This is a genomic window from Bacillus sp. SD088 (assembly GCF_017355205.1).
Classification (GTDB): domain Bacteria; phylum Bacillota; class Bacilli; order Bacillales; family Bacillaceae_C; genus Lederbergia.
Map to the genome: position 1 here is coordinate 144,627 of NZ_JADIJK010000004.1, position 21,657 is coordinate 166,283.

General features: G+C 39.5%; 15 protein-coding genes and 1 other annotated feature. Of the genes, 7 read left to right on the forward strand and 8 right to left on the reverse strand.

What is annotated here, in order from left to right; translation table 11 throughout:
- Window positions 1-265 precede the first annotated feature (265 nt).
- From IPU53_RS04880 to IPU53_RS04890, 3 genes are all read right to left on the reverse strand, one after another.
- Window positions 266-1,348 carry a Gfo/Idh/MocA family protein gene (locus IPU53_RS04880; protein WP_207448457.1) on the reverse strand — a complete coding sequence of 361 codons (1,083 nt, stop codon included), beginning with the start codon at window positions 1,346-1,348 and terminating at the stop codon, window positions 266-268.
- Window positions 1,349-1,634: 286 nt separating this feature from the next.
- Entirely contained in the window at window positions 1,635-2,615 is a 981-nt protein-coding gene (locus tag IPU53_RS04885; RefSeq protein ID WP_207448459.1) for a Gfo/Idh/MocA family protein, read from the reverse strand.
- A 97-nt stretch (window positions 2,616-2,712) separates the two neighbouring features.
- Window positions 2,713-3,582 carry a sugar phosphate isomerase/epimerase family protein gene (locus tag IPU53_RS04890; RefSeq protein WP_207448461.1) on the reverse strand — a complete coding sequence of 290 codons (870 nt, stop codon included), beginning with the start codon at window positions 3,580-3,582 and terminating at the stop codon, window positions 2,713-2,715.
- A 753-nt stretch (window positions 3,583-4,335) separates the two neighbouring features.
- On the opposite strand from IPU53_RS04890, the gene IPU53_RS04895 reads away from it, so the two are divergent.
- The 3 genes from IPU53_RS04895 to IPU53_RS04905 all read left to right on the forward strand — a co-directional run bounded on the left by IPU53_RS04895 (window position 4,336) and on the right by IPU53_RS04905 (window position 7,830).
- The gene (locus IPU53_RS04895; RefSeq protein ID WP_207448463.1) at window positions 4,336-5,418 is read left to right on the forward strand and encodes an oxidoreductase; all 1,083 of its coding nucleotides are present in this window, start codon (window positions 4,336-4,338) and stop codon (window positions 5,416-5,418) included.
- A 3-nt stretch (window positions 5,419-5,421) separates the two neighbouring features.
- Window positions 5,422-6,243 (forward strand): sugar phosphate isomerase/epimerase family protein, encoded by an 822-nt coding sequence (locus tag IPU53_RS04900; protein WP_207448465.1) that lies wholly within the window; start codon window positions 5,422-5,424, stop codon window positions 6,241-6,243.
- A 264-nt stretch (window positions 6,244-6,507) separates the two neighbouring features.
- Entirely contained in the window at window positions 6,508-7,830 is a 1,323-nt protein-coding gene (locus IPU53_RS04905; RefSeq protein WP_207448472.1) for an ABC transporter substrate-binding protein, read from the forward strand.
- A gap of 501 nt (window positions 7,831-8,331) precedes the next feature.
- Here the strand turns inward: IPU53_RS04905 and IPU53_RS04910 are convergent.
- The 3 genes from IPU53_RS04910 to tyrS all read right to left on the reverse strand — a co-directional run bounded on the left by IPU53_RS04910 (window position 8,332) and on the right by tyrS (window position 11,718).
- Entirely contained in the window at window positions 8,332-9,255 is a 924-nt protein-coding gene (locus tag IPU53_RS04910; protein WP_207448474.1) for a S66 peptidase family protein, read from the reverse strand.
- 437 nt (window positions 9,256-9,692) lie between these two features.
- A complete protein-coding gene (locus IPU53_RS04915; protein WP_207448476.1) occupies window positions 9,693-10,340 on the reverse strand; it encodes an HD domain-containing protein in 648 nt (215 codons plus the stop codon).
- Window positions 10,341-10,452: 112 nt separating this feature from the next.
- Window positions 10,453-11,718, reverse strand: a complete 1,266-nt coding sequence (gene tyrS / locus IPU53_RS04920; RefSeq protein WP_207448478.1) for a tyrosine--tRNA ligase — start codon at window positions 11,716-11,718, stop codon at window positions 10,453-10,455.
- A 47-nt stretch (window positions 11,719-11,765) separates the two neighbouring features.
- Window positions 11,766-11,988: a binding site (T-box leader), on the reverse strand.
- A gap of 133 nt (window positions 11,989-12,121) precedes the next feature.
- Between tyrS and IPU53_RS04925 the strand changes: the two genes are divergently transcribed.
- On the forward strand, window positions 12,122-15,103 hold the full coding sequence (locus IPU53_RS04925) for a transglycosylase domain-containing protein (protein WP_207448480.1): 2,982 nt from the start codon (window positions 12,122-12,124) through the stop codon (window positions 15,101-15,103).
- A 506-nt stretch (window positions 15,104-15,609) separates the two neighbouring features.
- On the opposite strand, the gene acsA is transcribed toward IPU53_RS04925, so the two are convergent.
- Window positions 15,610-17,328: an acetate--CoA ligase gene (gene acsA, locus IPU53_RS04930; RefSeq protein WP_207448482.1), complete on the reverse strand. Its 1,719-nt coding sequence runs from the start codon at window positions 17,326-17,328 to the stop codon at window positions 15,610-15,612.
- A 209-nt stretch (window positions 17,329-17,537) separates the two neighbouring features.
- Here acsA and IPU53_RS04935 point away from each other — a divergent pair, with 209 nt between their 5' ends.
- The 3 genes from IPU53_RS04935 to IPU53_RS04945 all read left to right on the forward strand — a co-directional run bounded on the left by IPU53_RS04935 (window position 17,538) and on the right by IPU53_RS04945 (window position 20,130).
- Entirely contained in the window at window positions 17,538-18,170 is a 633-nt protein-coding gene (locus tag IPU53_RS04935; protein WP_207448484.1) for a GNAT family N-acetyltransferase, read from the forward strand.
- A 141-nt stretch (window positions 18,171-18,311) separates the two neighbouring features.
- Window positions 18,312-18,959: an acetoin utilization AcuB family protein gene (locus IPU53_RS04940; RefSeq protein WP_207448486.1), complete on the forward strand. Its 648-nt coding sequence runs from the start codon at window positions 18,312-18,314 to the stop codon at window positions 18,957-18,959.
- Window position 18,960: 1 nt separating this feature from the next.
- Window positions 18,961-20,130, forward strand: a complete 1,170-nt coding sequence (locus IPU53_RS04945; protein ID WP_207448488.1) for an acetoin utilization protein AcuC — start codon at window positions 18,961-18,963, stop codon at window positions 20,128-20,130.
- A gap of 175 nt (window positions 20,131-20,305) precedes the next feature.
- Here the strand turns inward: IPU53_RS04945 and ccpA are convergent, their stop codons facing one another.
- Window positions 20,306-21,304: a catabolite control protein A gene (ccpA, locus tag IPU53_RS04950; protein ID WP_207448490.1), complete on the reverse strand. Its 999-nt coding sequence runs from the start codon at window positions 21,302-21,304 to the stop codon at window positions 20,306-20,308.
- Window positions 21,305-21,657: the final 353 nt, after the last annotated feature.

A 21,657-nucleotide genomic window follows, 5' to 3' on the forward strand; every position in this document is an offset into this window, starting at 1 on the left:
TATACCTGCCATGATCTTTTTATCCTCCTATCTATCTTTAAATCGTAATAATTACGATTTGTTAAGTAAAATTTTTTATTGAAAGAGTTCGTTACACAACTCTCTTCGGTCAAATGTAAATCGTAACAATTACGATTAATATATTAAACAGCTATTCGATTTATGTCAACCATTTCTTGGAATGTCTTTTTCTAGCATTAAACAAACCCCACCATTCACACGGCGGGGTTGATTTAAGGATTTTATTTTTCTTAAGTGTTTCTTCCTACAACTCGGGTATGGCAATATCCACTTCCTTGCCCAGTTCTGAAGATCTTAGAATCCCATCAATAATCGCTTGATTGATAAGAATTTCTTCACCAGGAATTGGTGCAGGCTTATCCTCCTTAATCGAAACAACAAAGTCACGAACTTTTTCATAGAAGATGTTGTAATTATGTTGTTGGACTGGAATGGTGCTTTCTGTATGATGACCTTGGACATCATGGAACATCGTAATGGAGCCAATGCCTCCATCCCAAACACCGCTCCACGGTCCACTTCCCGCTGGAGTGAGCTTCAGACCAGCATCTGTTCCAAGGAAGAGTGTTGGGCCTAACGAATCTGCATGCATCGCCCATGAGACTTTAAAATTAAGCACTTTTCCACCTTCCAACCTAACAAGTGCGACACCAAAATCCTCAACCTCAAATTTCTCAGCTTCTGGATGATGTGCAGGATTTGTCCCAAAATGATTAGAGGTGAAAGCAGAAACACTAAGTGGTTTTGGATAATCTAGTGCGTTCAAAGCCAAATCAAGAGAATAACAGCCAATATCAGCCATTGCTCCAGCACCAGCCAGTGACTTATTGACAAAAGTGCCACCAGGCATTCCTCTCCTCCGACCACCACCGGTTTGGATATAATAGACGTTTCCTAATTCAGATTGAACGATTTTTTTCACAGCTTGCATATTTGGATCATAGCGCGGTTGAAATCCAACCGTTAACATTTTATCCGCTTTCTTACCTGCTCGCACCATTTCAAGTCCTTGTTCAAGAGTAATCGCAAGCGGTTTTTCTACTAAAACATGTTTTCCAGCTTGAAGAGCATCAACGCTCGTTTGATGATGGGCAATGTTAGGAGTACAAACACTCACACCGTCTAGGTCTAACTCCAACAATTCTAAATGGCTATCAAAAGCCTGGGTATCCGTCAATTCATGCCTATGTACAAATTCCTCTGCCTTGCCTGGAATAACATCTGCAACCCCCAAAATCTCTACATCAGGCATTTGTTTGTATGCACGAACATGTGCGCCAGCAATGCCTCCACTGCCAATAATACCAATTTTTACTTTCCTATCCATATGTTTCCACCCTTTAATCAGTTTTTTTAAAAGCCTTGCCCTATTACAATGTCCAGGAGTATATTCGTGCTTGCCTCAGCCACTAACCACTGATGGCTCGCAATCTTTCAATCCATTCCTCGCTTGTACACAGACAACGCACCCTTGTTTGTGTGATTTCTCACACCATACTATAAATTCTATCTTTCTAGAAAATATCCTGCCTAATTGCAAAAAAACCATAGCCTTTGAAAAGACTAGAACATAAAAGGCCATGGTTTTTTAATTATACGAACAATCTCTTTGTCTACTTTACTACTCCATCTTCTAATGGACGATATCCTGCTGCCTCGTAGATCATTTCTGTTAGATTGACAACTTCTTTAGCAAATTTTCCTGGTACTTTAACCTCATGCTTTCCTAGGATTGCATCAAAAAAGCTTTGGTCTTGGTTTGTTTCCTTTTTAGGAAGCTCTGGTGTGATCGGCTCTTCGCCTAATCGATGGAGGGTAATCTTTCCATTATCCAAGAAGATCCCACCTTTATCACCACAATATGCATAAGTCTCATGCCAAATTGGGGCATAGCCAACAATGTTCAAACCAGCAATCACATTATTTTCAAAGCGAATTGAGGTAAAAGAGTCTAGTTCTACAGGAGAATTATGATTTTCCATTTGTGTAGATACCTCTATTGGCGATAACCCCGTTGTCCAAAGCAGCACATCACAAATATGGCTTCCTGAATCCATTAACATTCCGCCGCCAGATAAGGCGGGATTCTTACGCCATACATTATTGGATCCATGTCCCCATTGCTGATACAAGGAAGCCGTAACAGAGGTTAGCTTGCCAATTTCTCCATTGGCGATGGCGTCACGGATATACATAAACTCTGGGTCAAAATGACGTTGATACGATACCTGTAATACTCTTCCTAGTTTTTCGGCCGTGTCGATCAGTTCCTCCGCTTCCTTTTTCGAGCAAGCCATCGGCTTTTCGATCAGTACATGACACCCGTGATTCATGACATCCATAGCCTGTTCAAAGTGCAGTGTATGCGGGGAACAAATAATAACCGCATCCAATGCTATATCTTGCAGCATGTCTTTATGATGGACAAATTCTTTTGCATTAGCCAGTTGATACTTCTTAAGAAAATTCTCTCTATTTTTGGGATTTGGATCTGTAACCGCCACAATGTCTACATAATCAAGTGCTGCTATATGATTTCCATGCAGATTCGAAATACCACCTGTTCCAATAAAACCAACGCGAATTTTATCCATATTATTCTTCTTCCCCTCATAAATAGATTGATCATTCTATAGTTACTACAGACAGGCCCAAAACATTCAACTTTTTGACCACTCATTTTAAAAGTTTTTATTTAAAATACAAAGAAAGATGATCCTTTGCTTTTATAATCCCCTGCTGTTCCGCTTCTAATGATCCCCAAAACCGTTGATCTTCTAATTCGATGCTGATCGCCCCATGGTATCCAATCGTTTCTAGACGAACAGCTACCTTCCCCCAATCAACATCACCTTGCCCAGGAATCGTATAACGCCATGAGCCGTCAGAAAAGCCGTATTTTGCACCAAAAGTCGACGGCAGCGTTCCATACTCATATTGTTCCTCCGGTAAAATTTCAGTATCTTTCCCATGGCAATAATGAATCCGATCCGCAAATTCACTTAGAAGGCGCAAATGATCGACACCGAGACGAACTAAGTGAGATGGGTCATAATTGAGCCCAAAATGTTTGGATGGAATATGTTGAAACATCGCTCTTAAGGTTTCAGGCGTACATCCTAGCGCAGGATATTGTGGAGCTGGGCCTGGCCACCCTTCCAAAGCCATGTAAAGTCCCGTCTCTTCAGCCTGTTTTACCACCTCCGGAAAAGACTCTTTCCAAATGGAAAAGCTGGTCTCACGTGACTGATTCGCATCTTGAGGAATAAGCACCATGAAGAGAATTTTCCCTCCTCGCTCGGCTACCTCTGTCATTTGTTGCTTAATTGACTCGATTGCATCTCTTCGGACTGATTCATCTGGGTTAAGCAAAGCAGATGTGTTCTTTAGATCTACTGAACCAACTTGAAGCCCAGCATCCTGTAAGGCTTTTTTTACTTCTGCGTTATAATTCGGTACATCAATCACATCTAGCCCTATCTCAGCTGCCCAATGAGCTACCTTTTCTATTCCTTGTTTACCAATATTTGGGGGAATACGCATCCCAATTTGATAATTCATATAACCATCCTCCAATTATATTAAAGATCGTAGTATGCTAATTTCCAAACCAAAAACATCAAAAATAAATATATGACGATGCTTTTTACTTTATTCCAGTATCAACGTGTCTACAATGATAAGAAACTTTGAATATACTACTCTAGCATCACCATCCATTCAATATAACGTCTTCATACCACAGAAAAAAGTATGCGTTTTCTTTCTGATAGACTATATCAACTATATTGATATGTCAATAGGAATATTCAATTTAATAACACCTATATCCAGTCATTTTCGAATTACTTTTCAGCGTTTTTTTTATTCGTGATCTTTCTTAATTAAATTTTCAATGGTTGAATGTCACTACCCTATCAACCCTCTACACATAGGACCTTTATCACATTTTGAAACATCAGCATTCATTCGATTAAAGTCATTTTCATATATAGTTCCGTATAAAAATCCTTCATGATCAACCACTTTAAGAACGTTCTATACTAAAGTATATCAGCTTTAACAATCATGAATATTCATTCGAAACTTTAAATATATATATTAATATTATTTTTTGTACATAAATCTTTCATTCTGTGCTATATTATTTTTAACATCATGATACATAATCAGCTGTGAGCTTCGAACACTTTCAAAAAGTCATTTTTAGAAAGCAGGTGAGTTATTGAGAGACCTGGAATAAGAAGATGAGCTTGATAGGAATTTTTCGAAAAGACCGAATGTTCAATTTACAAAAATTAGGAGTGATTCGCTGTGAAGCCCCAGCTTCAGGTTGGTTTGATTGGATATGGATTTGCAGGCCGAACGTTTCATGCCCCTGTTATTACATCTGTTCCTGGTTTACGTCTAAGGAAAGTGGTGGAACGAAGAAATGAGCATTCAAAGGAGCGCTATCCGTGGGTAGACGTTGTCAAATCCGCTGAAGCGCTATATGCTGATCCCGAGATCGATTTAATTATTGTAACAACACCAAGTACGCATCATGTAGAATTCGTCCGCAATGCATTGAATGCTGGAAAACATGTCGTTGTAGAGAAACCGTTTACAGCAACAACTGCTGAAGCAGATGAATTAATACAATTAGCAAAGGAAAAGAATAGGATGCTTAGCGTCTTTCATAATCGTCGTTGGGACGGCGACTTCATGACTATTAAAGAATTGTTACAAAAAAATGTTCTCGGAAGAATCAGAGAGTGTGAGTTTCAATGGAACCGTTTTAACCCAATTGCTTCAGGAAATAATTGGCGAGATCAAGCTGGAACAGGAACGGGCGTTTTTTATGATTTAGGTGTCCATTTACTTGATCAAGCTGTTTGTCTTTTTGGGATGCCTGACACCATTTCAGCCAAGATTGAGAGTCAACGTAACAATAGTGTGACTCATGATTATTTTGATGTCACCCTTGGTTATGAAGACAATTTACAAGTACGATTGAGGTCTTCCCCCTTTGTGCGCATTGAAAGTCCCCGCTATATTTTATATGGGGAAAATGGGTCCTTTATTAAATTTGGAGTCGATCCTCAGGAAAGGGCATTAATCAATGGGCAATCCCCTGCTAGCAATGGGCAATGGGGAAAGGAAGCGGAAGAACGATGGGGAGATATTTATACATCAATTGGGCAATTAACCTTAAAAGGGAAAATCGAAACACTTCCTGGTGCATATCAAGATTATTATCAAAATGTTTATGAGCATATTATGGAGAGCGCCGAACTTGAGGTTAAACCAGAAGAAGCCCGAATGAATATTCAATTGATTGAACGAGCCTTACAAAGCAATCAAGAAGGACGCATGCTATTCGTCCATGAAAAAAACGCGCTGAAAGGGAGGGAATGAATCATGTTTCCATTTAAAACGTCCCTTAATGCCTCAACCTTATTCCCTTTTGAACTTGATGTTATTCAACAAATAGAAGTAACAAAACAAGCGGGCTACGATGGCATCGAGCTATGGATGCGTGATATTGACTCCTATTTGGAGAATGGTGGAAGCATTCAAACAATTCAAACAGCATTAAAGAAAAATGATCTTGAACTAATCAATGCAATTGCTTTTTTTAAATGGGCAGATGAGGACCAAGAGACTCGTGAAGCAGCCTTCAAACAAGCGAAAGAAGAAATGGAACTTTTAGCATCCATAGACTGTCTTTCAATCGCTGCGCCTCCCTTCGGTGAAGTAAAATCAGTTACATTGGATAAAATGGCTCAATCCTTTGATCGCTTAGTCACACTTGGGCGCAAAATAGGCGTTGAACCACTGCTTGAATTTTGGGGAAGATCTCAGCAGCTTTCTACATTAGAGCAAGCCCAATTGGTGTTAAAAAAGCTCCAGGTGACAAATGGAAAATTGCTGATTGATCCTTTCCATATGTATGTTGGCGGGAGTAATTTTGCAAACTTACAGTCATTACAGGCGAATCAAATTGGTATTGTCCATGTGAATGATTATCCTTCCTCTCCATCAAAGGAGGAAATAGAGGACGCAGATCGAGTTTTTCCTGGTGAAGGTATGTCCGATACGTTTGCAATTGGAAATACACTGACCGAAATAGGGTATAAAGACTATTTGTCGTTAGAATTATTTATCACTGATTATGAAAATAAGTCAGCCCTTGAAGTCGCTCAACACGGCTTAAATACATTAAAAAAAGCTTACACCTGACCGAGGATAAATCATTTTCGTTATTCTTCGAATATTTTATTGTAGAGAAAATCAATTTTAAGCTTGCTCAGTCTCATTGAATTACAACTATCTAATTCAACAAACATTCAGAACACTTATTGATAGGATAGTGATAAGTGCATATATACGTGCATATATTAATTATACATACAACCTCCCTTTTCAGCACAGATAACAAGCCCAATGCTGACTTTTGGAGGGGTATGAAAAATATAAAATTATCGTATTGGGGGTATCACAATAATGAAAGCGATTTCTAAACTATCGATTCTTTTTCTATTGATCTTATGTGCAGGGTTACTGTGCGTAGCTTGTTCTAGCAAAAATGAGGCAACAGGTTCAACAGATTCTTCTGACTCCGGGGAAGCGGAAACTGAGGGAACGGAGGAAGCGGATGAAAAAGAACCTGTTACAATCTCAGTACTCGTCCATTGGGAAGAGGATATGTTTAATGAACGTTTTAAAGATCCGATCGAGGAGCAGTTCCCTTACATTACTTTAGAACAAGTGAGAGCAGGATCTGGACAACAAGATTTAGAAGAAATATTCGCAAGTGGGACTTCACCCGATATTTTCTTTGAGCTTTCTCAACAAACGATGGAATATTTAGAGCTTGATTATGATTTAAGTGAAATGATTGAAAAGCGTTCATATGATGTAAGTCATATTAACCCAGTTTTTCTTGATTCGATCCGCTCGAAGGATAAAGAAGGTAGATTACTAGCCTTGCCTTATGAAATAATTTACCATGTATTGTTCTATAATAAAGATATTTTTGATCTATTTGGGCAGCCTTACCCAACCGATGATATGACATGGAGCCAAACATTAGATCTTGCCCGTAATTTAACTGGCGAACGAAATGGCGTCCAATATCGAGGACTTGATTTAGGCGATGCAGAGACGCCTCTTAAACAGTTATCAGTGAATAAAACAGATCCGGAAACTGGTGAAGTACTATTTGATCAACCAGAATTCGGCCAATATTTTGATCTAATTGATCAAATATTAGATATTCAAGGAAAAAGTGATGTGGAGGCTTTCGATCAAGGCAAGTTTGACGGGGATCAAACAACAGCCATGGTTACGGCATTTGTGCAAGGATTAAACTGGTGGAAAGATGTCGAAGGTTTAAATATGGATGTCGCTCCCATACCAGTTTGGGATAATGGTCCGGCGGTAAGTCACCGGCCAGATGGCGGTATTATCGGTTTAAGCATCAACCCAGAGAGTGAACATAAGGATGCTGCCTTTGACGTGATCACTTATTTTACAGAGGATAAATACCAAGAATGGGCTTCTCGCAATGGAATCGGACCTTCAAGTACGAACGAAAGTGTCCTAGATTCATTTTTCCAAGATTATGAATCAACACACGATAAAAATGTAGCTTCCATTTTTACCCATCCGCCAGCAACACCACCTGAGCAAATTAGTCAGTGGGACCAATATGTTGATTTAGATCTTAGAAGATACTCAGAATCAGGTATGGATAGCAATGAGTACCTTCGTGTAATTGAAGATGAATCTGCCGCAAAGATCCAAGATGCCAAGAACGCACAATAAAGTGAAAGTTCATTCAGTGGGGGGGTTCCATCCCCCCACTGAATGTTAAAAGGCTAAATTCACAACATCCTGTTGGCCTGAGATAAAAGATACATGAAATGCGAAAGACGGCTGCAAATGTTTCTGAAACGAAGAAGGGTGAATTCCCCCCCTTCTGCGATTTAGGGTTATTTTGCGGAACATCGGTTAAAGGCTCGACGTCCTGTCGAAACACCGATGGACTCGCATCCTGCGAGTCTCTCGCTCCTGCCGTCTGTAGCTAGACAGCACGGCGAAACATGAGCCGATGTTGACTTACGCAAGCAGAAGCTGAAAGTTTGCTAGTCGCTGGGCGTTGGAGCTAGACGACGAAACTAAAAATTATAACTTATCAACAACCGACAATTTTATAGTACGCTAAACAATAAAAATTCAAATCCTGAAGGACATTGCCTTCAGGATTTGATTCTTGAATGGATATTTATAGGAGAATGGCCTCTTCTTTTTTAGATATGATAAAGCCTAAAGGCTAACAGTCGGCTCAAGTATCGTTAATGTATTATTGATTGTATCCAGATTGGCGATTGCACCAATTGGAATGGACGCTTTATAATAGCCGTGGGCAGACATGAGATTCGTCATAAGCGGTTTACCTAGTGGCACAACGAATTCATTAATTAAATCTTCGTAAGTCTGGCCGTATGCAATTGGACAATTTGTACACTCGCCTAAAACAATGCCGATACAGTCGGCAAATTTTCCAGCAAGCTTCAAATGATTCATATATCGATAGACTTTATTAATGGGTTCATGCGTCTCTTCCAAAAATAAGATTTTATTTCGTGTGTCTATTTCAAAAGGGGTTCCTAAGTTATCAACAAAGGAGGCTAAGTTCCCTCCAACAATGGGACCTGTGACATTCCCGGGAACACGGCTTATAAGTGGAATATCGGGTGGATTAACAATGAGCCGAGGGGCCGTGAGGGTTGACGTATCTATAAAAAACTGGTCGAAATTATAAGCTGGTGTAGCCAGTTGAAAGTCGATCAGCATTAGACTTTGAAATGTGATTAAATCGGCATATTGATAAAGGACATTCAATAATATCGTCATATCACTATAGCCTGTTATAATTTTTGGGTGACGGCGAATGATTTCATAATCAAGATATGGAAGAATGCCCGCAACGCCAACACCACCTCGAGTAGGCAAAATTAGCTTGACTTGATCATTTTCAAACATAGCCATCAAGTCAGACGCACGTTCCTGATCTGTGCCAGCAAGGAAGCCATCTTGAGCATAGACAAATTGACCCAATACGACTGTAAACCCCATATCTAGGAGCGTATTTATTCGCGCATCAATTACACTCCGGTCTAACGGACTCCCCAATGTCACAATTCCAATCGTATCACCTGGTCGCAAAATAGGTGGTCTTGTCGCCATCGTTTCTCCCTCCAGAGCAGTGCATATACCCTCTAAGGAACAGTATATTAAGGAAGGGAGATATTTATGATCTGAAAATTTTAATAAGGTATGAATCAGGGGCGGATAAGCGAAAAGGATGCATATGTGAAGTCCTTCTACGTTTCTGTCGAACGAATGGCATTACATAATAGCAATATATCTTCAAGTATAACGGCACGCAAATGGGCAGGGGCCTGCCAGTACTCACGAAGTAACCAACCCAGTTCATTCACAAAGGCGTTTTTATCGTGATGATTTAAGATGTTTTTCCTCTCCTTTTTTATAAAAATTTCTATCTCATTAAAATAAAAAAAGCCTGATCCATTTCTATCAAGCTTAGTGATCTATTCAGTTTATCTTAACTTATTGATGGTTTTCCCTTTATCTTTGCTTCGCAAACATCCACTTCCTTAAGTTTAAAGCTCACCACTCCACTCTTTAAAAAACTGCTTTAAATATCCTTCCATATAATTATGTCTGGTTTCCGCCATTCTCCTTGCATATTCCGTATTCATTAAATCTTTTAAATGTATTAATTTATCATAAAAGTGTTGAATGGTGCTAGCATTTTCAATTTGAAGGTGTTGAGATGGATGAGGAGGTTCGCATTCTTCTGTAGGATCATAAATTAATCGATCCATAGCTCCTGAAAAAGCGAATGTACGTGCAATTCCAATAGCTCCAATTGCATCAAGTCGATCAGCATCTTGAACGATTTTCCCTTCCTTTGTCTTCATTGGTGGACGCCCGCCCCCTCTGTATGACATTGTCCGAATGATCTCAATAACGCTTGCTATCGTATGATCTTCTACTATTAGGTCCTTTAACCAATTTTTTATTTGCTCAATTTGTTCTGTCTCATTCTCATATAATTTGGTATCAGCTATATCATGCAATAAGGCTGCTAATTCACAAATAAATATATCTGCCTTTTCCTCTTCTGCAATGATTTTGGCTGTTTGAGTAACTCGAACAATATGCCACCAATCATGTCCACTTGCATCCGCTTTCAATTTTTGATAGACCCAGTCCCGTGTTTTATCTAAAATAACGGCTTTATCCATGTGTCTTCGCTCCACCTATATCTTTTTTGAAGGCTCAAACTTCTTATGTGGGATTAGAACGGCACAGCCATTATTATGCTTTACGCCGTTCTCCATATCCCTTCTGTTTTTCTTATTTATATTGAAGCAAATAATACTTTTTCTTTCCTCGTCGGATGACAGTGAACTTCCCATCCAATTTGTCGCTTTCTTCTATTATATAATGCACATCCGTCATTTTCTCCCCATTAATGGAGACTGCACCATTTTGAATATCTTCTCTTGCTTGACGTTTGGAAGGTGAAATTTTTGCCTGCACTAAAATTTCGACTAGTCCAGTTTCCATTCCTTTTTCATGTTCAAATGTAGGGACATCCTTCATACCTTGGGCTATTTCCTTTGCATTTAAAGAAGCGAAATTTCCACTAAATAAAGCTTCCGTTATGCGAATAGCTTGCTGTAAGGCCTCTTCCCCATGGATTAATCGCGTCATTTCTTCTGCTAATGTCCGTTGCGCTTTCCTTAAATGGGCTTCTGATTGTACTGATTTCTCTAGCTCTTCAATTTCCGGTCTATCCAAAAAGGTAAATAGCTTTAAATATTTGATCACGTCGGCATCAGATGTATTAATCCAAAATTGATAAAATTCATAAGGCGTCGTTTTGTCTGGATCAAGCCAAATGGCCCCACTCTCTGTTTTACCAAATTTCGTCCCATCTGCCTTTGTTACCAAAGGAATCGTCATCCCAAATGCTTTCGCACCTTCTCCAGCCATTTTTCGAATCATTTCTAAGCCAGTTGTAATATTTCCCCATTGATCACTACCACCAATTTGCATTTTACAGTTCCAGTTTTCGTACAATTGATAGAAATCAATCGCTTGAAGAATGGTATACGTAAATTCGGTGAATGAGATTCCGGTCTCCAATCGTGATGAAATCGTATCCTTGGCCAGCATGTAGTTAACACCAATATTTTTCCCATAATCTCTTAAGAAAGTAATCAAATCCATTGGTCCTACCCAATCAAAGTTGTTTGTTAGGACTGCCCCATTTTCCCCTTGAAAATCAAAGATTTGCTCGAGCTGCTTTTTAAGCCCTTGCACATTTTGCTCGACCTGTTCCATCGTTTGCAACTTTCTTTCTTCCTTTTTCCCACTAGGGTCGCCAATCAATCCTGTCGCCCCACCAACCAAAACAATAGGACGATGTCCATGCGTCTGAAATCTTCTAAGGGTAAGAAATGGCAGCAAGTGGCCGATATGCATGCTATCCGCGGTTGGGTCCACACCACAATATAAAGATATTTTTTCTTTATTTAATGTATCTGCTAAACCTTCCCCATCCGTTTCTTGATAAATGAGACCTCTCCATTTTAAATCATCTAATAATGTACTCATCTTCTGTCCTCTCTTTCAAAAAAATAAAAAACGCCCCTTCGTAAAAACGAAGGGACGAATTATTATCGTGGTACCACCCAACTTGAGAAACGATTGCTCGCTTCCCCGCTCTCCATATATAACGGCATTAAACCGTTTGTCGCTATTAATCATTCTTCACGACAAATGCTCAAGGAGGTAATTCGTTCGACTGTTTGTATCGATTTGCACCAACCATCGATTCTCTAATCACAGGGACAGCCCACTACTTATTCCTATCAAAGCAAGTATGTTTTTTAATGAACTTAACGTATTTTAACCATATTCCAACAAGAATGTCAAATTCCCACAAAAATTTCGTTTACTCTACCATTCCTATCCATGAATTATGCTATAATAGGAATGATTTTGGGAGGGATGAAAAATGAAAGACCAAGTGCATAAAATTTGGGAGAGTATCAAAGAATTTGCTTCCAAAATTCATTATAAATCGATCTTAAGAGGAGCAAGGGTCACTTATGGTGTAACTTGGAATCTTCTACTGCTGTTTATCATTGTCTTTATTATTGGGGGAGCTTTTGCAGGTGGTATTGGATTAGGTTATTTTGCCTCACTTGTTAAAGACCAAAAGGTGTTAGCAAAAGAAGAGATGGTGAAAAGTGTTCACCAGTATGAGGAAACTTCCACGGTTTATTTTGCAGGAAATAAAGAATTAGGGAAATTACGGGCTGATATTGACCGGGAAGAAATTAAAATTGACGAAATTTCCGATAACCTAAAGAAAGCTGTAGTTGCAACGGAAGATGAATATTTTTACGAGCATAAAGGAGTCGTACCAAAAGCTCTATTTAGGGCCGTATTCCAAGAATTTACGAATTCCTCTGTGCAATCAGGAGGAAGTACACTCACACAGCAATTGATAAAAAACCAAATTCTTACAAATGAAGTTTCTTTCGATCGAAAGGCAAAAGAAGTTTTGCTTGCCCTACGGATTGAACGTTTTATGGATAAGGATGAAATTTTAGAAGCCTATTTGAATGTCACGACATTTGGGCGGAATTCTACTGGACAAAATATTGGCGGTGTACAAGCAGCCGCAATGGGAATTTTTGGTGTGGATGCAAAGGATCTTACCCTCCCCCAAGCAGCCTTCATTGCTGGTTTACCACAAAGTCCATTCAGGTATACTCCTTTTACAAACCAGGGAGAGATAAAAGAGCCTGAGCTACTAGAACCAGGGATAAATCGAATGAAGACCGTTTTAAACAGAATGAAAAAAGAAGGCTATATTAAGGAAAAAGAATATCAAGATGCCATCGCTTATGACATCACAAAGGATTTCATTCCTAAGCAGCCACGATCTTATGACAAGTACCCTGCTTTAATGGCGGAAATTGAAGAAAGATCGATTGACATATTAGCAGAAGTACTCGCGAAACAGGATGGCCATAAAAAGAAAGATTTAGATAAAGATAAAGACTTAAAACAGAAGTACGTAACTTTAGCTGACCGAGATATTCGACAAAATGGTTATCAAATTCATTCAACCATTAATAAAAAGTTATATGAAGCTTTTGAAAAGACAACGAGTGAATACCAGAACTTTGGACCTACCTTTAAAAGAGAACGAAAAAATTTGGAGACAGGCAAAATGGAAGAAGTCGACGATCCAATGCAAGTCGGGGCGATTTTAATTGATAATAAAACAGGGAAAATCTTAAGTTTTGTTGGAGGTCGAGATTTCAAACAGGATCAATGGAATTACGCAACAAGTGTACCCAGACAAAATGGGTCAAGTATGAAACCTTTGCTTGTATATGGACCAGCGATCGAAATGGGAGAAAGTGCTCCAGGTGCTGTAATTGCGGATTTACCGTATAGTTTTCCTGATGGATCAGGAAAAACGTATACACCAAAAAACTATTCTTCTTGGAGATACTATGGTCTTGTGTCAGCACGAGAAGCTTTAGCTAATTCCTATAATGCTGCAGCCGTTAGTACTTACTATAAAATTCGCGATAAGGAACCTGCGAAATATTTACGTAAGATGGGGATCACCAGCGTTAGTAAAGAAGAAGGAAGTTATCTCTCCTCCGCACTCGGCGGAATCAGCAATGGGGTAACGGTTGAAGAGAATACCAATGCCTATACAACCTTTGCCAATGGAGGAGAATTCGTTGATGCTTACATGGTTGACAAGATCACAGACCATGATGGCGAGATTGTCTATGAGCATAAGAAAAAGCCTGTTGAAGTATTTAGCCCGCAAACAGCCTACTTAATGACTGATATGATGCGCGGTGTCTTTAATCGTCCAGGGGCAACAGCCTCCTCTGTTCCCGGAATGTTAAAGTTTTCTACAGATTGGGCAGGCAAAACGGGAACAACAAATGATTATAAAGATACTTGGTTAATCGGATCAAATCCAAATATTACATTTGGAACATGGCTTGGTTATGCTTCTAATAGAACATCCAACACAGATAATGGTCAACGGAATTATCGAATTTGGGCCAACCTGATGAATGCGGCTTATGATGTCGATCCAGAATTAATTGCGCCAAAAGAACGTTTTAAAGCCCCTGGTGGAATTGTGAACCGTTCTTACTGTGCCGTTTCTGGAATGGCTCCATCTGAAGCCTGTCAAAAAGCAGGACTTGTTCGTTCAGATATCTATAATGCGAAATATGTGCCAGATAAAACAGATGATAGCCTAGGTGCTGGTGGCCGCTATATTTTAGCCAATGGAAAAAAATATGCTGCTTTATCTTCTACACCGAAAGAATTTACAAAATCAGGATTGATCATCAATCAAAGTTTTCTAAATCGAATCACCTATGGTTTTGTGAGTGACTATTCCCAACTCGTTCCAGCAAATTCCCAATGGGAAAAACTGGTTGTAGCCGATGCTAAACTAGAGGATGATGGGAAAGCACCAGCAACTGTTTCTGCAAAAATGGATGGCCAAACAATTACTTGGAGTAAATCTGACAGCCACGATGTTATTGGATATCGTGTATATAATGAAGGTGGTAAAAAAGTCGCTTCTGTTCTTTCCGATGGTACACTCTCTCAAAAAGTCGGAAATGGAAAATTCTATGTTGTCGCAGTCGATGTAGCTGGTAGAGAATCTAAACCGTCCAATCATGTTGGCAAAGATAAGGAAGAAGAGAAGAAAAAGGAAGAGGAAAAAAAGAAGAAGGAAGAAGAAGACAAAGCTAAAGAAGTAGCAAAAAAAGCAGAAGAGGCAAATAAAAAAAAAGAAGAGCAGCAAAAAGTAAAAGATGAGCAAAAGAAAGCAGATGAAGCAAAACAAAAGGAACAAGAGCAAAAGCAAGATGAAGCAAACAAGAAGAAAGAGAAAGAGGAGGAAAAAGATCCACCAAAACAGGACGAAGAAGAATAGACCGACCATCTTTATCTACGAGTCAACGAGGCTGGACATAACTAAAATGTTAAGCTCCAAAGGCGAACAATGTATTACTTAGCGAAGGAAATATACGTAGACTCCTGCGGGAAGTGAGAGTCCAGGCGAAGCCTGAGGAGGCTTGCCACTCGCCCGCGGAAAGCGAAGTATATTTCCGGAGCGAGTATATACACCATACTAGTTCGTTTTTTTCTTTGGTGAAAGCACTTTTGTCCCAGCCTCGTTTTTATTTAGCCAAACGGAATACAAAAAAGTGGTTACCCTTGATAAAAGAGTAACCACTTTTTTCACAGTCGGATGTCCCTTATTGCAACCGCCTTCCGCTTTTCTTTGGCTAGCTACCGCGCCTAGCGACTAGCAAATTTACGTCTTCCTCCTACGATAAGTCAACATCGACTCGTCCTGCGGACTCCTCGTGTTTCCTTTATCTCGTCGAAAGTCTTTAAATTTGTACGTCGCTAAACAGGCGCTTGCGCTTTTCTAGTCTAGTCTTCCATTGTGGATAGGTCGCCTGTTGGTAAATCAAGCTCCCAGGCTTTTAGGACCCGGCGCATAATTTTCCCGCTTCGTGTTTTCGGCAGCTTGTCGCGGAATTCAATTTCACGGGGTGCTGCGTGTGCAGCAAGACCTTTTTTCACAAATTGTCTAATATCCTCTTTTAATTCGTCTGTTGGTTCGTTTCCTTCAAGTAGAGCAACGAATGCCTTAATGATTTCACCGCGAACAGGATCAGGTTTTCCAATTACCCCTGCTTCTGCTACAGCTGGGTGCTCAAGAATTTTACTCTCTACTTCAAATGGACCTACTCGTTCACCAGATGTCATGATGACATCATCGACTCTCCCTTGAAAGAAGAAATAGCCATCTTCGTCCACATAGGCAGAATCACCTGAAACATACCAGCCTCCTGGTAGAAAATATGAATCATACTTTGCCTGGTTGTTCCAGACCGCACGCATCATAGAAGGCCAACCTTTCTTAATCGCTAAGTTCCCCATCCGATTAGGCGGTAAGATATTTCCTTGATCATCTACAATCGCGGCTTCTACGCCTGGGATTGGTTTCCCCATTGAGCCTGGTTTAATTTCTAAGCAAGGGAAATTCACAATCAATTGTGCCCCTGTTTCCGTCATCCACCACGTATCATGGATCCGTTTGTTGAACACTTTTGATCCCCAGCGAATCACTTCCGGATTAAGCGGTTCACCTACACTCAACACATGGCGAAGCTCTGAAAGATCAAATTGTTTTACTAGCTCATCACCAGCACTCATTAACATTCTAAATGCCGTTGGAGCGCTATACCACACAGTCACACCAAAATCCTCTAAGGTTTGATACCATGTTTCTGGCTTAAACCGTCCTCCTACAATCACATTTGATGCACCTGCTAGCCACGGGCCAAAAATCCCGTACGATGTACCTGTTACCCAGCCTGGATCAGCTGTACACCAATAGACATCTTCTTCTTGCAAGTCTAATACCCAACGGGCTGTCTGATATTGCTGAACCATGGCATTATGAACATGAAGGACCCCTTTAGGGCGACCAGTTGAACCAGAAGTATAGTGTAAAATTAAGCCATCTTCCCGATCCACCCATTCAATATCTAAATCGCGATCTGCTTCATGCATACGTTTTTGAAAATCAATAAGCGTTTCTGTTTCTTCAACATCTTCTCCTACCAGGAAAACAGTCTTCAAATCAGGTAATTCTTCGACTGGAACTCTTTCAAGTAATTCTGGAGTCGTCACAAGCACTTTCGCTTTACTGTCTTCTAATCTATCTTTCACGGCCCCTTCCATAAAAGCCTCGAATAAAGGACCGACGATCGCACCAAGCTTAATCGTTCCCAATGTGGCAAAATATAATTCAGGGGAACGAGGCATGAAGATAAAGACTCGATCTCCTTTTTCAACATTTCCATGCGTTTTCAAAACGTTAGCAGCCTTATTCGTCAATAATTTCATATCACGAAATGTATATTTTTCCTCCCTATTATCATCACGAAAATAAAGAGCAACCTTATTTTTCCTAAACGTTTCCGCATGACGATCAATGGCTTCATAAGCCATATTGACTCGACCTGTTTCATACCATGAGAACTGCTTCTCAGTATCAGCCCAATCAAAATTTGCGCAAGTATCCTTGTAGTTTACTAGATTGTATTTACCTTGAACAACCGGTAACGCTTCCAAGTTCATTTCTTGACAACTCCCTTTTGTTCGATTTACATTCACCACTCTTATAGTAGCGTATAAGCTATCATTCTCTTATTTTAAAATAGCTTTCACTGTATACGCTTACTATAAATGGTGTATACTATTATAATATAAGACTAACTCATTCACAATTTTTTCACAATATATTTAATCATTTTTTAATGTTAATCGATCTGAAAGGAGGGGTTTAAATGGATCACAAAAAAACATATAATGCTAGACAGCTTAAGAGCAATAATGGAACTTTGCTGATTGAAGGTCCCATATCAGGAGATACGCTGGCAAATTTAGCGTTTCATGAGGACTTAGTCGCTTTTAGGCCTGCTAAACAGCAACAGGAAGCGCTAGTTGAAATTGCTGATCTCCCTGAAGGACGTATTATTATCGCTCGCGAAGAAAATCAAGTTGTTGGCTATGTCACCTTCTTATATCCTGATCCACTTGAACGCTGGTCGCAAGGAAATCTTGAAAATTTAATTGAGCTAGGTGCGATAGAAGTAGTCCCCAAATTTCGCGGTGCCGGTGTTGGGAAGGCATTGCTAAATGTATCCATGATGGATGATGCAATGGAGGATTATATTATTATCACAACAGAATATTATTGGCACTGGGATCTTAAAGGGACTGGATTAAATGTGTGGGAATACCGAAAAGTAATGGAGAAAATGATGAGCTCAGGCGGCCTTGTATGGTATGCAACAGATGATCCCGAGATTACCTCTCATCCAGCCAATTGCTTAATGGTCCGTGTTGGTAAAAGAGTGCCTCCAGAATCTGTCCAAAAATTTGATAATATCCGGTTTATCAATCGTTTTATGTATTAACGATTTTCTATAAACAGACGCTTCGTGATAAAGGAAATCGACTACGTATTAAACCTTCAGTGGCGGACGTTAGTAATTGATGTCAGCACATTTAAGCTGACTTGGCCATTTTTACATATACTAGAATAGGAGTTGACTGGATTGATTGTAGAAGAAATAATGAAAAAAAATGTTATAACCCTTACTCCCGATCATTCTCTAAGATCAGCGATTGAGCTGATGCATGATGCTAAAATTCGCCATTTGCCATTATTGAACAATAAACAAGAAATTGCTGGACTTGTAACAGAAAGAGATATTAAAGCCGCTACACCTGTTTTATTGGAAGGTGATAAGGCGCAGGAGTTATTAGAACAACCATTATCAACTATCATGATCACAGAGGTAATCACGGGGCATCCGCTAGATTTTGTTGAAGAGGTTGCTTCTTTATGCTACATCCATCGCATTGGGTGCCTTCCGATTGTCCAAAACAATAAACTTATTGGCATTTTAACAAGTACTGATTTATTACATACGCTTGTAAAGTTAACTGGCGCAGATCAACCTGGCTCACAAATCGAAATTAGAGTTCCCAATCGTGCGGGTATCTTACATGAAGTTACGTCTATTTTTAAAAATAACCAAATCAATGTCTTAAGTGTTCTGGTTTATCCTGATTCTCATAATATGGACCATAAAGTGCTGGTATTTAGGGTCGCTACTATGAATCCCCTTAAGCTTGTGCAGACTTTGAAAGAGTTTGGACTTGATGTGATTTGGCCAAATATCGCTGGTTTGGATGAGTGACATGAAAAAAGATGCTGTTTTTATTTATTCTGATGAATTACTCGCCTATCGTTTTTCCAAGCATCATCCCTTTAACCAGCAGAGATTATTGTTAACGTTAGATTTACTAAAAAAAATAAACGCGATTAGTCCAGAAGATATTGTAGCTCCACGTATGGCAACCGAGGAAGAATTACTTCTCAACCACCAGAAACCTTATATTGAAGCGGTCAAAATGGCTAGTGTTGGAGAGCTTCCTAATCATCAAGCGGAAAGCTATGGGCTTGGTACAGAGGATACGCCCATTTTTCAAGATATGCATAAAGCAAGTAGCAGGCTGGTAGGAGGCACTTTAACAGCAGTCGATCAGGTTATGCAGGGGAAAGCTCTTCATGCCCTTCATCTTGGCGGCGGACTTCATCATGGTTTTAGTGGAAAGGCTTCTGGCTTTTGTATCTATAATGATAGTGCAGTGGCCATAAAATATTTACGCGAAAAATATAATGCACGAGTGATGTATATTGATACAGATGCCCATCATGGGGATGGTGTTCAAGCCTCTTTTTATGATGATGATGCTGTCTGTACATTGTCCTTACATGAAACAGGTCGTTATCTTTTCCCGGGAACAGGAAATGTCAATGAATGGGGACAGGACCGTGGATATGGTTATTCTTTCAATATTCCGCTAGATGCTTTTACTGAAGATGATTCTTTTTTAAACGCTTACTCGACTTCTATTACGGAAATAGCTGAATACTTTAAACCTGATATTATCCTAACGCAAAATGGAGTGGATGCACACTATCACGATCCATTAACCCATCTCTCTACGACGATGAGAACATATCGCAACATTCCTAAGCTCGCTCATAAGCTTGCTCATCAATACTGTAATGGAAAATGGATAGCTGTTGGTGGTGGCGGCTATGACATATGGAGAGTCGTTCCAAGAGCTTGGTCGTTTATTTGGCTAGAAATGACGGAACATGCAGAGGTCTCTGGTCCCCTGCCCAAAGAGTGGATTGAAAACTGGCAAGAGAAGGCCCCTGTCCCTTTACTTAAGGAGTGGGATGACCCAGACGACATGTACGATCCCATCCCTCGCCGCTTAGATATCGAAGAAAAAAACGAACAGACAGTAGAACGGGCATTATATTTTGTTAGACAAGAACAGAAACGCAAGCCATGATTTAAGATGGAACAGCTAAAGATACGATAACCTGCTCGCAATGCTGTTCTGCCCCGCATCCTGCGGTTTCCGGCACTCCCTACACTATTTAAATTTCAGAAAAAGATCCAAATCGCAATGATTTGGATCTGTCTGTAACATATGAAAAGAAAATGGTCTTTAAACGTGTTGCTGTTTATTTCGTTGTGTCACGATATTCAATTCGATGTGGGAGTAAAACAGTTCCTTCATCGATTTCCTCTTTGTTCATATATTTTGTTAGTAATCGCATGGCGACTGCACCAATATCATAAAGAGGTTGAGAAATTGAAGAAAGTTGTGGTCGTACCATGGTAGCTAATTTCGTATCGTCAGAAGAAATAATTTCTAGTTCATTTGGAATGGAAATTCCCTGATCTTGTGCCCCATTCATAATGCCAATGGCCATATCATCATTTCCGGCGATAATAGCTGTCGGACGGTCTTCGATCTCATTGAATTTACTCCAAACCTCAAGGCCAGATTCATACGTTTCATCGCCTTCAATGACATAGTCCTCTTGGTATTCAATGCCTGATGCTTCTAGCGCGTCCTTATAGCCCACTAATTTTTGTTCCTGATTAATTGGATTATTTAAAGGTCCGATCACAAAACCAATGTTTTTATGACCTTGTTCAATGAGAGAAGAAACTGCATCATAGGTTGCTTGACGATAATCAATATTAATCGAAGGAACTCCTCCAGATGGATCTACAGATCCCGCTAGAACAATGGGAACAGGGGAACGTTTAAATTCATCGATATGAGTTTGCGTAATATGTCCACCCATAAAGACAATCCCATCCACTTGTTTTCCTAACATTGTATTCAGCAAGTGCATTTCTTTATCCAAATTTTGATCAGAGTTACTTAGAATAATGTTGTATTTATACATTGTGGCAATATCTTCAATTCCTCGAGCTAATTCTGCATAGAAAATACTCGAAATATCAGGGATAATCACTCCAACCGTTGTCGTCTTTTTACTTGCAAGACCCCTTGCTACAGCATTTGGACGATATTCTAGGCGTTGGATTACTTCCATTACTTTTTTGCGAGTCGCAGGTTTCACATTTGGATTACCATTTACAACTCTAGAGACAGTTGCCATGGAGACATTGGCTTCTCTTGCGACATCATATATTGTGATATTCATTGGTCTCACACTCCTCTTATTTATTGTCAACAAAAAAACGAAAAACTAACCATTTTTAAACAAAATATCCCATTTTTATTATCATACGCTAATGATTCGCTATCAAGCAAATGAAAGCATTTATTTTTGTCAGATTTTGTCACCCAAGTGAACTATTTCACAACAAAAATTATACTTAACAAAAAATAGCATCAATCTGTTTAACATTCTTCTCATCTTCAGCCTATTATGGTACATTTCTTATAATAGCAGAAAATCACTCAATTGAGTAATGAAAAGTGAGTTATGAATGAAAACATCTTTACTTTTTCCACTATTTTGGTATTAAAGTCATTTTTTTTAAAAAGAAGCAG

Excerpts from the sequence above, each read along its gene's own strand:
- IPU53_RS04880 (WP_207448457.1), bottom strand. The coding sequence starts at position 1,348 with ATGGATAGGAAAGTAAAAATTGGTATTATTGGCAGTGGAGGCATTGCT.
- IPU53_RS04885 (WP_207448459.1), bottom strand. The coding sequence starts at position 2,615 with ATGGATAAAATTCGCGTTGGTTTTATTGGAACAGGTGGTATTTCGAAT.
- IPU53_RS04890 (WP_207448461.1), bottom strand. The coding sequence starts at position 3,582 with ATGAATTATCAAATTGGGATGCGTATTCCCCCAAATATTGGTAAACAA.
- IPU53_RS04900 (WP_207448465.1), top strand. The coding sequence starts at position 5,422 with ATGTTTCCATTTAAAACGTCCCTTAATGCCTCAACCTTATTCCCTTTT.
- IPU53_RS04905 (WP_207448472.1), top strand. The coding sequence starts at position 6,508 with ATGAAAGCGATTTCTAAACTATCGATTCTTTTTCTATTGATCTTATGT.
- IPU53_RS04910 (WP_207448474.1), bottom strand. The coding sequence starts at position 9,255 with ATGGCGACAAGACCACCTATTTTGCGACCAGGTGATACGATTGGAATT.
- IPU53_RS04915 (WP_207448476.1), bottom strand. The coding sequence starts at position 10,340 with ATGGATAAAGCCGTTATTTTAGATAAAACACGGGACTGGGTCTATCAA.
- tyrS (WP_207448478.1), bottom strand. The coding sequence starts at position 11,718 with ATGAGTACATTATTAGATGATTTAAAATGGAGAGGTCTCATTTATCAA.
- IPU53_RS04925 (WP_207448480.1), top strand. The coding sequence starts at position 12,122 with ATGAAAGACCAAGTGCATAAAATTTGGGAGAGTATCAAAGAATTTGCT.
- acsA (WP_207448482.1), bottom strand. The coding sequence starts at position 17,328 with ATGAACTTGGAAGCGTTACCGGTTGTTCAAGGTAAATACAATCTAGTA.
- IPU53_RS04935 (WP_207448484.1), top strand. The coding sequence starts at position 17,538 with ATGGATCACAAAAAAACATATAATGCTAGACAGCTTAAGAGCAATAAT.
- IPU53_RS04945 (WP_207448488.1), top strand. The coding sequence starts at position 18,961 with ATGAAAAAAGATGCTGTTTTTATTTATTCTGATGAATTACTCGCCTAT.
- ccpA (WP_207448490.1), bottom strand. The coding sequence starts at position 21,304 with ATGAATATCACAATATATGATGTCGCAAGAGAAGCCAATGTCTCCATG.